The organism is Prochlorococcus sp. MIT 0604 (assembly GCF_000757845.1).
GTDB lineage: Bacteria > Cyanobacteriota > Cyanobacteriia > PCC-6307 > Cyanobiaceae > Prochlorococcus_A.
Genome location: NZ_CP007753.1, coordinates 1,243,154 through 1,257,388, shown reverse-complemented (window position 1 = coordinate 1,257,388; position 14,235 = coordinate 1,243,154). Strand labels below are relative to the sequence as shown.

The following is a 14,235-nucleotide window of genomic DNA, read 5'->3' as shown; positions in this document are numbered from 1 at the left end:
ATTTGAATCAAAATAAATACATTCCCTATGGGAAACAAAAAATAACTGAGGATGACATTAATGCAGTTATAAAGACTTTAAAAAGTGATTTTTTAACACAAGGTGAGCAAGTACCATTATTTGAAAATGATTTATGTCGTTTTCTCGGAGTAGATCATTCAATCGCAGTAAATAGTGGTACTAGTGCTCTTCATATAGCTTGTTTATCATTAAATCTTCAAGAAAAAGACTATCTTTGGACATCTTCAACATCTTTTGTTGCTTCTGCGAATTGTGGAAGATACTGTAATGCAAAAATTGATTTTGTCGATATCAATCTCGATGATGGTTTGATAAGCATAGACTTGTTAACAAAAAAATTAAAAGAAGCGGAAAAAAAAGGTACTCTACCTAAAGTACTTGTTTGTGTTCACCTTGGTGGAACAAGCTGTGATATGAAATCTATTAAAAATCTCTCAATGAAATATGGTTTCAAAGTTATCGAGGATGCTAGTCATGCATTAGGAGGACGTTATAGCGATAGAAATATTGGGGATTGTTTTTATAGTGATATTTGTGTTTTTAGCTTTCATCCAGTAAAAATAATTACAACTGCTGAAGGTGGGGTAGCTACTACAAACAATAAGGCATTAGCAGAGAGAATGAGACTTTTAAGAACTCACTGTATTACAAAAGATATATCAAAATTCCAGTTGTCTAAATTTGGCCCATGGAGCTATGAACAACAAAGCTTAGGCTTTAATTATAGGATGAACGATATACAGGCATCTTTGGGTTCAAGTCAGTTAAAAAGAATTTTAGATATTGTTGATGAAAGAAATAATATTTTGAAAAAATATAAAAAGATAGCAGATAATGAAGTTATTTCTTTTTTGAAAATATCTAAAGATACAAAAAGTTCTGTCCATTTGGTAATTGTGTTATTAAAAAATCTATCGGAAGATAACCATAAAAAAGTTTTTGATGAGATGAGAAAAAGGAGTATTGGAGTACAATTACACTACTCACCTATTCATTTACAACCTTATTACAGAAAATTTGGTTTTAAGGAGGGAGATTTCCCTATGAGTGAAATATATGCAAAAAAAGCATTAAGTCTTCCAGTCTTTGAAGGCTTAGAAATGAAAGATCAAGAGTATGTTATGAACAATTTATTAGATATTATTTATAATTTATGATAATTATTAAAGTCTAATATGGTTAAACTTTCCTTAGGTTGTGCTCAATTTGGGATGACTTATGGTTTCACTAATTCGAAAGGAAAAGTCCTAGATAAAGAAGTTGAAAAAATAATTGATTATGCCATATTAAATGATATTAAAAGCTTTGATACAGCTCAATCTTATGGAGACAGCGAAGAAGTTTTAGGTAACTATATATGTAAATATTCTGGTCTGAAAGTTACAACTAAATTTGAATGCAAATCAAAAAATTGTTTTTCAGATAAAGATATAAATAAGTGGGAAAACAATTTTCAAAATTCATTAAATAAATTAAGATTAAATAATATTGATAGTTTTTTAGTACATAACGTTGAAGATTTAAAAAAGGATGGTAAGGAAATTCTTGAAAATTGGCTAAATAGTTTGTTTAAAAGAAAATTAATAAATAGGATAGGAATATCAATTTATTCTTCTTCAGATTTGAACTCTATTTCTCTAGATAATATTAAATTAATACAAATGCCTATTTCACTATACGACCAGAGACTTATTAAAAATAATACTTGCTCGGATTTACAGAAAAAAAATATAGCAATACATGCTAGGAGTATTTTTTTTCAAGGCCTCACATTAGTTGGGGCAGACAAATGGCCGAAGCTTATTTCAAAAGATTTTAAAAGTCATCATATGAATATTCTAAGATCAATGAAATCTGAATCTATTTTAGAAACTTCTTTATCTTTTATAGATAGCTGTAAATTTATTGAGAAAGCGCTCATAGGTGTTACTTGTTTAGAAGAATTAAAAGAAATCATAGAAATCAAAAATAATTTGCAGAAAATAAAAAAAGATTTCTCAAATTTTTCATGGAATTATAATAATGACTTGGATCCTAGGTTTTGGAATCAAAATTAATTAATCTTTAAGAATTAAATTTAGATTATGAATTCAAAAGTAATTACTGCCGCAATACTACAAGCAAGAATGTCATCCAAAAGATTGCCTGGGAAAGTTTTGGCTAAGGTTGTTAATAAATCAATTCTTGAGTTTCAGATAGAAAGGATAAAGAATTGTGACCTTATTGATGAGATAATTATCGCCACAACAGTTAATAGTTCTGATGATGTAATAGAAGATTTATCAAAAAAATTATCTCTTAAAATTTTCAGGGGTCATGAAGATGATGTTCTAGCGAGATATGCGGGTGCAGCAAAATTAACTAAAGCTGAAAATATTGTAAGATTAACCGCAGATTGTCCTCTTATTGATCCAGAAATTATTGATGAAGTAATAAATATTTTTAAAACCTCAAATATAGATTATGCAAGTAATACTAATCCTCCCACATTCCCGGATGGATTAGATGTAGAAGTTTTCTCTAAAAAAGTACTATTCTTAGCAAATGATCTATCCAAAGATCCATTTGAGCGAGAACATGTTACTTCTTGGCTTATAAAGAATAAAGACATTAGGAAGAAAAATCTTTTTAATCCAGAGGATTTTTCAAACTTAAGATGGACTGTGGATTATCCAGAAGACTTAGAATTGATTGTAAAAATAGTGAAAAACTTTAATATGGATTCAAATTTTTCTTGGAAAGACATACTTAACCTTGAAAAGAAAGATAAAAATATTTTTCAAATTAATCAAAAATATAAAAGAAATGAAGGATCAAATATTTCAGATGGACAAAAATTATGGGGTAGAGCAAAAAAAGTTATACCAGGAGGAAATATGTTGCTTTCAAAACGGCCTGAATTATTTTTACCCAATGGATGGCCAACTTATTTTTCTAAAACAAAGGGATCTAAGGTTTGGGATATAAGTGGCAAACAATATATTGATATGAGCCTAATGGGAGTGGGTACAAATATACTTGGTTACTCCAATAAATATGTTGATGAGGCAGTTAAAAATAATATTAACTTAGGTAATATGTCTTCATTTAATTGTCCAGAGGAAGTATATCTAGCTGAGAAATTAGTTGAAATGCATACATGGGCAGATATGGTTAGATTTGCCAGGACTGGAGGAGAGGCTAATGCAATTGCAATTAGAATCGCAAGGGCAGCAACTGGTAGGGACAAAATTGCTATTTGTGGTTATCATGGTTGGCATGATTGGTATCTAGCGACTAATCATAAAGAAGACAAAAAACTAGATGAACATTTATTGCCTGGGCTTGAACCTAACGGTGTTCCTAAATGCCTTAAAGGAACCATTTACTCATTTTCTTATAATAATTTAGATCAACTAAAAAAAATAATTGAAAATAATAATTTAGCGGCTGTAAAAATGGAGGTGGAAAGAAATATTCCTCCTAATCCAGGATTTCTTGAAGAGGTCAGAAGATTATGTGATGAAAATGATATTATCCTTATTTTTGATGAATGTACATCTGGTTTTAGAGAAACATATGGTGGGTTACATTTGAAATATAATGTTTTTCCCGATATGGCAATATTTGGGAAAGCACTTGGTAATGGTTATGCCATAACATCCATAATTGGTAAACAACAAATTATGCAAGCTGCTCAAAAGACTTTTATAAGCAGTACTTTTTGGACTGAGCGTATTGGCCCAACCGCGGCACTAAAAGTTCTTGAGATTATGGAAAAAGAAAAGAGCTGGGAAAAAATTACAAAATTAGGGATTTACCTCAGAGAAGGTTGGAAGAAATTAGCTGAAGAAAATAATTTAAAGATAAATATATTTGGAATTCCTGCTTTATCTTCATTTCAAATAGTTTCTAATTATTCAAGAGAATATAAAACTTTCATAACTCAAGAGATGTTAAAAGTAGGATATCTAGCTGCTAAATCTTGCTATTTATCAACTTCTCACGATGAGTTAATTATTGATTCTTATCTTGAAAATTTGGATTCAGTATTTAAGAAAATAAGTTTCTGCGAAAAGAATGGCAATATTTACGATTATTTAAATCATCCTATTTGTCACTCAGGATTTAAAAGATTAAATTAAAGTAATTGAAGAGCTAAAAGGTTTTGGATAGATGAGAATTGTTGCAACAATTGAAGCAAGAATGGGTTCAAAAAGATTACCTGGGAAAGTTCTGCTTAAAGCAAAAAATAAAACAATGCTTGAGATTCTTGTTGAAAGGCTAATGAGTGTAAAAATTATTGATGAAATTGTTGTTGCCACTACTACAAATAATAAAGATGATGAAATAGTAAATGTTTGCGATAAAATAAATTTAAAATATTTTAGAGGATCTGAAGAAGATGTTTTTGGAAGAGTTATAGGTGCAGCTAAATTTGCAAAGGCAGATTTAGTTGTTCAAATTACTGGTGATTGTCCAATAATTGATCCAAATATTGTTGAACAAATAATTAATATTTATAAATATAACTCAGTAGATTGTGTGGGAAATGGTGCAATCCGAAGTTATCCAGATGGAATGGATGCCCAAGTGTTTTCCTTAAGTACCTTGGAAAAATCATATTCTATGACAGATAATAAGCTTGATAAAGAGCACGTCACCCGTCATATCTTAAGAAATCCAGAGATTTTTTCAAAAATCAACCTTATTGCTCCTCCGGAAATATTTTTTCCTGAACTGGGTTTGACATTAGATGAAAAAGATGATTATCTCTTGCTTAAGAATATCATTGAAAATCTTTATGATAAAAATAAATACTTTTCTTGCTTAGAAGTTATTCATTACTTAAATTCTAATCAATCTCTATATTCTTTAAATAACCATGTCCAAAGGAGATGGAATCCTTGAATAAAGTAGCAGTCATTTGTCATGATGCAGGGGGAGCAGAGGTATTAAGTCATTGGCTAAAAAGACAAAAATTTTTATATTGCACTGTTTTGGAAGGCCCTGCAAAAAATGTATTTATAAAAAATAAATGTAAAATTTCAGAAGAAGTTTTAATACATGCTATTAAAAAGTCAGATTTTATTATCAGTGGAACAAGCTGGCAATCTGACCTTGAAAAAAAGGCTATTATTAAAGCAAGAGAGATGGGTAAATATTCAATCACTTTTTTAGATCATTGGTCTAATTATGAAGAAAGATTTTTATATAAGGGACAGATTAATCTACCAAATGAAATTTGGGTTTCTGATAAATATGCTTACGACTTAGCAAAAAAACTTTTTAAAAATACAATAATTAAAAGAAAGCGAAATTATTATTTTTTAAATATTAAAGAAACTATTGAAAATAAAAATTTTTTTTATAACGACAATCGTAAAACTCTTAAAGGATTATATATTGGAGAAAATGTAAGTGATCATGCATTTTTAGCTACTGGAGATAAAAATAGTTATGGCTATGATGAAATAAACTCTCTTAAATATTTATTAGAAAATATTAATAATTTAAATTTTAATATTCTAAGTTTAAAAGTCAGGCCTCATCCATCAGATTCCGAAGGTAAATACAATTTTTCTATGAAAAATAAATTAGTAAAAGAAATTTCAAATAACAATGAATTGATTGATGATATCTTAGAGAGCGATTTCATTTTTGGAATTGATTCTATGGCTATGGTCATAGGACTGTTAGCAAATAAAAAAGTTATTTCTTGTATTTCTAATCGAAAATTGAAATGCAACCTACCATTTTCTGAAATTTTATATTTAAGAGATCTTCTAGAAAAAAGAATAAATTTATGAAAATTAAAACACTTTTAATAGGTTTAGGAAATATTGGAATGCTTTATGATGATAGAAATTCTAATTTAATTCAATCGCATGCTAAGGCAGTTGAATTACATCCAAACTTTAAATTAGTCAGTGGGATCGACCCTGTTTATGAGAGAAGAAATTTTTTTGAGGAAAATTATAAATTAATTTCATTCAAAAGATTAGATGAGTTTAGAAATAAAGATGAAATTGATTTAGTTATTATTTCTACCCCTACTGATACTCATCTATGCGTAATTGAAGAGACTATTAAATCACTAAAACCTAAAATGATTCTTTGTGAAAAGCCTCTCTCATATGATTATAATGATGCTTTTAAAATAGTAGATCTATGTAAAAAAGCAAATATTGAACTATTTGTTAATTTCGTAAGAAGATGTGATCCAGCTGTAATTGAAATAAAAAATAAGATTGATCAAAATTTAATTGAGCCTCCTTTAAAAGGTATTTGTTGGTATTCAAAAGGTCTTTATAATAATGGCTCACATTTCATCAATTTATTAGAATATTGGCTTGGTAATTATAAAGATATAAGAATTATAAATTCTGGAAGAGTTTTTAATAATATAGATCCTGAGCCAGAATTTATTATTGACTTTCAAAAAGGATCTATAATTTTTAGGAGTGCATGGGAAGAAAATTTTTCTTTTTATAAGGTAGAAATAATAAGTAAATCTGGAATTTTAAAATATGAAAATGGTGGAGACAAGGTTGAATTATATCATGTTGAAGATGATAAGAAAATTAAGGGATATAAAATACTTAGTGAAAAAAAATTAAGGCTAAAAAGTAAATTGGATGTTTATCAATATATGGTATTAGATCAAATTTATAAAAGTTATTTAGGTGAAAATACAACTATTTGTAAAGGATCCCAAGCATTATCAACTCAAAAAATTATATATTCAATTAGAGAAAAATTAAGAACGTGAGAAAAGATCTTGCCCTCTTTGGAGGAGAAAAAATTATAAAAAAAAATTTAGAAAAATATAATTCTATAGGAATGGAAGAATCAATAGCAGTTCAAAAGGTAATAGATTCGGGTGAGCTTTCTAGATTTTTAGGCTGTTGGGATGATGATTTTTATGGAGGTAAATATGTTAGAGAATTTGAAAAAGATTGTGCTGAATTTTTTAATGTTAAACATGTGGTAACTGTTAATTCTTGGACTTCAGGTTTGGTTTGTGCTATTGGAGCTATTGGTATTGAGCCAGGAGATGAAATTATAGTTACTCCATGGACTATGTGTGCAACTGCTACAGCTATATTGCATTGGAATGCAATACCAGTTTTTTCAGATATAGAACCTGAAACTTTTAATTTAGATCCAAAAAAAATAGAACAAAAAATCACAAAAAGAACTAAAGCAATATTAGCTGCTGATATATTCGGTCATTCATGTGAAGTGAAAAAACTATTAGAAATTGCAGAAAAATATAGTCTAAAATTAATAACAGACTCTGCGCAGGCCCCAGGAGTATTTAATAATGGTATTGTGACGGGTACTGAATCACATGTCGGTGGTTATAGTCTAAATTATCATAAGCATATTCATACTGGGGAAGGAGGAATATTAGTAACTAACGATGATAATATTTGTGAAAGAATGCAGTTGATTAGAAATCATGGAGAAGCTGTTGTAGAGTCTAAAGGTGTAAAAAATTTAAATAATATTCTTGGACATAATTTCCGTCTAGGAGAAATTGAATGCGCTATAGGTATTCAGCAATTAAAGAAACTTAAATCACTTGTCAAAAGAAGACAGGAAATAGCTGCTTATTTAAATGAAGGTCTCAAAGATTTAGAAGGACTGATATTGCCAAAAGTTCTTAAGGGAAATACACATGCATATTATTGTTATGGTCTGAAACTAGATCTTAACAAAATCTCTGTTAATCGAGAAATTATAATATCTGCATTAGAAGCTGAAGGACTAAAAGGATTAGGAAATGGATATGCTAATATTCACCTTCTACCTTTATTTCAGAAAAAAATTGCTTATGGAAATAAAGGTTTTCCTTGGTCATCTGATGTTACTTCTAATTTTATTTCTTATTCAAAAGGTATTTGTCCTGTTGCTGAAAGAATGCATGATAAAGAGTTTATTGCATTTGAAATGTGTCTACATCAACTTAATGATGAAGACATTGAATTAGTTTTAAAGTGTTTTAAAAAGGTTTGGGATAATTTACATTTGCTATCAAATTAATATTTTTAAAAATAAATACTAAAAGGAAAGTAAAATCATTAAATAAGTTATTTAAAAAATTTAATGAAAATTTTAATAAATCAATTATCAAAATTATAAAATTATTTATATGGATAAAATAACATTAAATAATTTTTCAAATTTATCTCTGCTTTATGTTTTAAAAAGTATTTACTCTTTTCATAATAAAAAGGAAGTTTTATCTTTGTTATGCATCTAAAAACCCTGGTTTTATAAATAATTTATTAAACTAATAACTATTTTAAATTTTAATAATAATTTATTAAATTATAAAATTCCAATTTATTTTAAAAACCAAAAGAAGTTAGAATTTTTTTTAGAGTAAATATAAACTAACTAAACCTAGAAATGAAACTTCTACTTAGCAAAATATTCAAGAAAAGGATCTGGAAAAAATTTTATATTGAGAAAATGGGAGAGCCAATTATTTATAACTTAGTTTCAATTTTTGTATTGTTTTTTAAGGACTTTAGTAAAAAAATAGATTATGATCTAGTCCCAAGATATCCTTACGCTTTTGGCATTAAAGAAGCATTTACTTTAGCGAATATAGAAAAGGTTGATAAGATTTTAATAATCGAGTTTGGAGTTGCGTCTGGATCAGGCTTATTTAATATGTCTTATATAGCGTCAAAATTAAGTAGGATATATAAAGTCGATTATGAAATCATAGGATTTGATACCGGTGTAGGAATGCCTAAACCATTAGACTATAAAGACCATCCAGAAAAATATAGAGAAGGTGACTTCCCTTCATTAAAATTAAAGAACACAAAGCTACCTGAAAAAACACGTGTAATTTATGGTGAGATTTCTGGAACGATAGATAAGTTTGTCGAAAAACATAAATTAAATGATAATGTTATTGGTTTTGTATCTTTGGATGTTGATTATTATTCAAGTACTAAAGAAGCATTAAAAATTTTTAACATGCCAGCATCTAATTATTTGTCAAGAACTCCAATATATAATGATGATGAATCTCATTTAGATCACAACGATTATTGTGGTGCATTGCTTGCTATAAATGAATTTAATAAAAATAATGAATTAAGAAAATTTTCTAAAATGCATAATTTAAGAAATAAAGGAATTTTTAAGAATGCTTCATTTTTAGATCAAATGTATTTCTACCATGTTTTAGATCATGAAGAAAGGAAGGTAAGTAATTGGCTTAATGAAAAAGTATCTATTTTTGGTAACCCATATATTGGACAAAAAGAAGATATGTGGCCGCCTCAATATGAATAATTTAAATTCTATTAGACAAATATTTATAATTTTTTGTAGTTTTTAATTATATCTTTTATTAAGTTTTTATATATTTGGGTAATTTTAGTTTTTTTAATGCTTTTTTTTGCTTTTCTTATTCTTTTTCTAAAAAATCTTTTATCATTTGCATACCAATACTTAGGAAATAGAATTGATTTAAAACTCTTTTCTTTTAAGAAGATTAAAGATAATAAAAAGAAACAAAAATTGTTAAGAGGGAAAATAATTTTCTTATTTAATTTAAAGCATACATATTGAAATGACTTTATGTCACTACCAGAACCAAAACTTCTTGTTTTGGCAATTATTAATATCAGAAATTTTTTATCTAAATATGAAATTCTATTTTGTTGATTAATATCTCTTATTAACCTATTAACAAAGTTATATTCTGGGATGCTTCTTTTTTTGTCAATAAATTTATAATTTATATCATTAAAAATATACCAATATAATTCTTCCAAATTATCTTTGAATAAGATTAAATAAAAAATTCTTAGTCTTGATAGCAAGCTCATAACACTTCTAGGAAAAAATCCATTAAAGTAAAATTTCTCAGAAGGTCCTAGATAACCTACAGTATCAGCACCTTGACCAGATAAAATAAAGTCTTCTTTAATTTTCCCTTTGCAAATTGTTAAATAAAATTGAAAAAGAGAATTTGAGTATCCTTTGAAGTTAAAAATTAGATCTTTGAACAATGAAGAGTTTATAAAGTCAGCTACTTCTTGTTCATCTAAATCAATCAAATCAACTTTGATATTTGATTTTTTTATATTTTCTAAATCTACAATATTAGATTCATATTCTTTATCTACGATGCTAAATATATATCTAGTTTTTTGCTGATTAATGAGTAGATTTTTTATGAAATTTGAATCTGATCCTCCACTGAATAAGATGGCTTTACTTTCAAAACAATTAACATAAGATTTAAGAGAATTATTTAGTGATTTTCTATTTAATGAAAATAACTTATCTATGTCTGTCAAAGAAATTGGAGTCTCAAAAATTTTTTGGCCTTTAATCTTAAGTTCTGAGAAACCTATAAACCTTTTTATTAATGGAAAAACTGATGAAGAGCCCTTTACAAAGCTTGAATTTTTTATAATATCGACCGATAATTCATCATTTGAATTTTCTCCAAAACTATAAATTTTAAATTCCTCGTCAAATTTAAAAATTTCATTTTCCAAATAATAGGCATAACCTGAATTACCCATCAAATCTTGAACCATAATGATTTCACCATCTGTTTCTTTAAAACATTTAATGAATTTGCCAATTATATATTTATAATTTTTGTAGTCTATATCAGAATATTCTATTTTATTTGAACTTCTCAAATCAACATAATATTGACTATCAAATATAGTATGTAAATTTTCATTTAATTCATCAAAAAAAGTTGGCGCTGTAATTTTTAAATTAATCATTTAGAATATTCTCCCATCTTTTCATGATTATTTTTTATGAATTTAAAACAATCTTTTTTGGATGATAAGTTAAAACACATTTTTATTATTGAGAGGTATTCTTTTTTAAATATGCTTTCATCATTTAGTTTATATTCTTTATAATTAAAAGCTTTAGCAAAATCTTCAGATGAGTTAACTTTAATTACCCCACTAAAATTTCTATAAAATGGTTTTCCAATAACTATAGGCTTTATGCCTTTAGCAAGGGCTTCTAAACCTATTGTCCCGGAAATTGTAATAGGGACCATATCTTTTTCCAAAGCTTCATTCGAGCTGATGGTTAACTTATCCCAAGTTAGAATCATTTCTTCTAAATTTTCATAATGGCCTGTTAAAGCATCATGCGCTTTATAAGAGATAAAGGTTTTATTATCTTGTATGTTTATATTTCCTGTATAGAGATTATGTTGAATCCAATCAAATATTGTTGAGTTATTTCTATTCCCCGCGCCAAGATAATCAATACTTGATTCAGGTTGAATATGTAAAAAATATACAAACTTTGAATAGTTAGTAACTTTTAAAAATCTTAGTCTGTTTTTCTTGATTATGCTTTTAATGTAATTTGAAAGCTTAAGTCTTAAACTGACGCGTCCTTGATCTCTTAATAGCGAATATTTCAAAAAGCTTATTAGAGTATTAAATCTATCTTGAAATGTAGGTCCAATTATATCTCGGATAGCATAATCGGGCATTACCCCTTTTTTTATAAAATCATAGGCCTCTACTGCTTCTATATCAGTTAAAGTCCCTTCAAGATTTTTAAATGGCTCTTCATATTTTGTACTCATGAAACATAAATTTTGTGGTTTTCTTACTGAAATAATACTAAAGTAATTGATTTTTCTTTGATTACACAATCTCATCATGCATAACTCATGAGGCCAAGTTTTCTCGCCAAGCACACAATATGGAGATGTTTCAGATAAAACATGTTCTAAGAATGATATTTGTTGCTCTACATCTTTTCTTCTATTTCTCTTTCTTATTCTAGTGTAGTAAACCTTCCAATCCCACTGCAAACTTTTACTAGAAGAGATAGATTTTTTTCTTTCTTTCAAAATAAAATTATTGAAAAAGTGAATTTTATAGTTTCTTTTTTTTGCCCATTTAAGGTCATGATTAATTAAAGCTAAAATATGAATATTGTAATTAAATTTTTCAAATGCTTCGATAGCATTTATCCAATTTTCGTGCAGAGTCCAATTATCTATAAATAAAATATTTTTCATTTATTTTTTCAAAATTTCTATAAAATTAAACATCCTTGAATTTTTAAATTAAATAATAAAATTTTAGACTTTAGGTCTACTATATCTGAATTCTTTACTTCTCCCATTGAAGTGACAATTAAATTAATCTGATTATTTTGACTTGAAATTAAATTATCTACCTCTAAAAATTCTATATCTCGATTATCTAAATATTTAATAAAAGTTTGTAATTTATTTTTTTCAATAGTGCCTAACTTTAATAATTTTATTGGTAGTTTAGTACTAGAATTGAATTTATTTTTGAAAAATAAACTTATTATATCTTTACTTATTATTTGATCTTTGAAATTAAATATTTCAATACTAAGTTGTTTCTCAATAGTATCAGGATAAAATATTAGATCTTCCTTTTTTGCTTGAATTAATACAATAATTGAAGCCAAAAAAGAGGTAAAAATTAATCCAAAGAAAGCAAAATTTAATTTTTTCGGATAAACGCCTTTCTCAATAATCGTAGGTTTAGTAATTAATTCCCAGGGAGCTTTAAATTTATCGATTGCTAAATTATTTGAGATTATCATCCTTTCAATATCATTTAAGGTAGATAAATTATTTTCAGTTAGTCTTTTTAGAGCATTATATTTTTCCATAATTCCGCTTGGTCTTTCTGTAGTCTTAATTTTGGCAGAGGATAATGATATTGAGGTTTTTAACCCATCTAGTAAATTTTCCTTTAATAATTTGTTTAAAAGATCTTTTTCTCTTTGCAAGTCAGTAACCGACTTATCGTTAATTTGAAAAATTGATTTAGATTTTATTAATTTCTCATTGATTAGTTCAATTTTTAAAAGAATAGAATTATTTACTAAATTTGGGAAATTATATGCAAAAGCTAATAAAGAATCATCATCATAGTTAAGTTTATTTAATTCTTTTAATGCTTCTTTTGCTAACCTGATTTTATTTGATTCTTGATATCTTATGTTTTCTAAACTTTCCCATTCATTTTTTGTATTAAAAGAATTTGATTGATTAATATTATTCTGATTAATACCATTCAAAGAAATATCTTTTTGGCTAAGGCCAGGGTTTAGATCATTTTCATATGATATTTTTTGCAATTCTCCTAAACTTCGTAAAAAAGAATTATTATAAATTATTTTTTGTTGATTAAGATAATATTTATTTGTATTCAATTTTTCTTTTGCATCTTTAGTAGAAAAAAATTCATATGCTTTTGAGATTTTGTTTAGAACCTCATTAATATGTTTTTTATCATTATCGATATACTTTACTTTAAGAATAGTTGTATTACCTTCTAAAGCAACTTTTAAATAGTTTTTTGACCAATCTTTAAATGTTAAATTTAAAATGTTTTTATTAGACTCACTTTTGTATTCTTTAACGAAATTATAAACAGGAAGTAAAACTGAAGGACTTTTAATTATTCCTACTTGTGTGCCAAGTGAATTTGATAATGAAACATCAAGGTTAGAACCTAAATTTATTCCTTCTAATGATGGTAGTACTGAACTAATATCACGACCTTTATTTTCTTTTCTCATTACTATTTGAAATTCTCCCTGAAATTTATTTTCTTGAAGTAAGTAAATTAAGAAAGAAAAGAATATACCAATACCAAAAACTTTTAAAAATAAAAGAAAATTTCTTCTTAAAATTTTATAAATAAAATCTAAGCTTAGCTCAAATTCATTCATTATAAATTTTCATAATAATCTTTTTAATATTATCATATAATTTAATATAGAACTTTGTATGAAGTCATATAAGTATAAAAATGCTTTTTAAAAATATTAATTTATTAATAAATTTAATTTATAAACTATGTCATTTTTTTTTATTTAAAATAAATATTTAAATAAGGTAATTTATAAAAACCTTACAAAATCTAAAAATTAAAGAAAACAAATTGATAAATATTTTGATTTTATATTAAAATAAAGAATATTTTTTATTATCTATTTTAATTATATGAAGATTAGTCCTTGGCTATATAGGAGGTCTTTTAAAATTTATTTTTTTATATTTGATTTTTTTATAATTTTGATATATTTAAATTTTTTAAGTCTCATTTATAATAATTTTTACTTCTCTTTGTACAATTTAATTTTAAGCTTTTTTATTATATCTATTAATTATTTTTTTAATAAATACGAATTTAAATTATATAGTTTTTCCCT

11 protein-coding genes are annotated in these 14,235 nt (G+C 26.3%); 8 read left to right on the top strand and 3 right to left on the bottom strand.

Features of this window, described 5'->3' with window-relative positions:
- Positions 1–2 precede the first annotated feature (2 nt).
- The 8 genes from pseC to EW14_RS06970 all read left to right on the top strand — a co-directional run bounded on the left by pseC (position 3) and on the right by EW14_RS06970 (position 9,321).
- A complete protein-coding gene (gene pseC / locus EW14_RS07005) occupies positions 3–1,178 on the top strand; it encodes a UDP-4-amino-4,6-dideoxy-N-acetyl-beta-L-altrosamine transaminase (RefSeq protein WP_042850783.1) in 1,176 nt (391 codons plus the stop codon).
- Between the two features lie 18 nt (positions 1,179–1,196).
- A complete protein-coding gene (locus EW14_RS07000; RefSeq protein WP_042850782.1) occupies positions 1,197–2,078 on the top strand; it encodes an aldo/keto reductase in 882 nt (293 codons plus the stop codon).
- A gap of 27 nt (positions 2,079–2,105) precedes the next feature.
- Positions 2,106–4,145, top strand: coding sequence for an aminotransferase class III-fold pyridoxal phosphate-dependent enzyme (locus EW14_RS06995; RefSeq protein ID WP_042850781.1), 2,040 nt, complete (start codon positions 2,106–2,108; stop codon positions 4,143–4,145).
- Between the two features lie 31 nt (positions 4,146–4,176).
- Positions 4,177–4,911 (top strand): cytidylyltransferase domain-containing protein, encoded by a 735-nt coding sequence (locus tag EW14_RS06990; protein WP_042850780.1) that lies wholly within the window; start codon positions 4,177–4,179, stop codon positions 4,909–4,911.
- Positions 4,899–5,810 carry a hypothetical protein gene (locus EW14_RS06985; protein ID WP_042850779.1) on the top strand — a complete coding sequence of 304 codons (912 nt, stop codon included), beginning with the start codon at positions 4,899–4,901 and terminating at the stop codon, positions 5,808–5,810. Before EW14_RS06990 ends, EW14_RS06985 begins: the two co-directional genes overlap by 13 nt.
- On the top strand, positions 5,807–6,772 hold the full coding sequence (locus tag EW14_RS06980) for a Gfo/Idh/MocA family protein (protein WP_042850778.1): 966 nt from the start codon (positions 5,807–5,809) through the stop codon (positions 6,770–6,772). Before EW14_RS06985 ends, EW14_RS06980 begins: the two co-directional genes overlap by 4 nt.
- A complete protein-coding gene (locus tag EW14_RS06975) occupies positions 6,769–8,049 on the top strand; it encodes a DegT/DnrJ/EryC1/StrS aminotransferase family protein (RefSeq protein WP_042850776.1) in 1,281 nt (426 codons plus the stop codon). The genes EW14_RS06980 and EW14_RS06975 overlap by 4 nt, the downstream gene beginning before the upstream one ends.
- Positions 8,050–8,418: 369 nt before the next feature.
- A complete protein-coding gene (locus EW14_RS06970) occupies positions 8,419–9,321 on the top strand; it encodes a hypothetical protein (RefSeq protein WP_052044745.1) in 903 nt (300 codons plus the stop codon).
- Positions 9,322–9,344: 23 nt separating this feature from the next.
- Here EW14_RS06970 and EW14_RS06965 read toward each other — a convergent pair whose 3' ends face one another.
- Genes EW14_RS06965 through EW14_RS06955 form a run of 3 tightly spaced genes read right to left on the bottom strand, consistent with a single transcriptional unit; the run spans position 9,345 to position 13,752 of the window.
- Complete coding sequence (locus EW14_RS06965) at positions 9,345–10,778, bottom strand: hypothetical protein (RefSeq protein WP_042850775.1); 1,434 nt, start codon at positions 10,776–10,778, stop codon at positions 9,345–9,347.
- A complete protein-coding gene (locus tag EW14_RS06960; protein WP_042850774.1) occupies positions 10,775–12,052 on the bottom strand; it encodes a hypothetical protein in 1,278 nt (425 codons plus the stop codon). Before EW14_RS06960 ends, EW14_RS06965 begins: the two co-directional genes overlap by 4 nt.
- Before the next feature lie 17 nt (positions 12,053–12,069).
- Positions 12,070–13,752: a hypothetical protein gene (locus tag EW14_RS06955; RefSeq protein WP_042850773.1), complete on the bottom strand. Its 1,683-nt coding sequence runs from the start codon at positions 13,750–13,752 to the stop codon at positions 12,070–12,072.
- Positions 13,753–14,235: the final 483 nt, after the last annotated feature.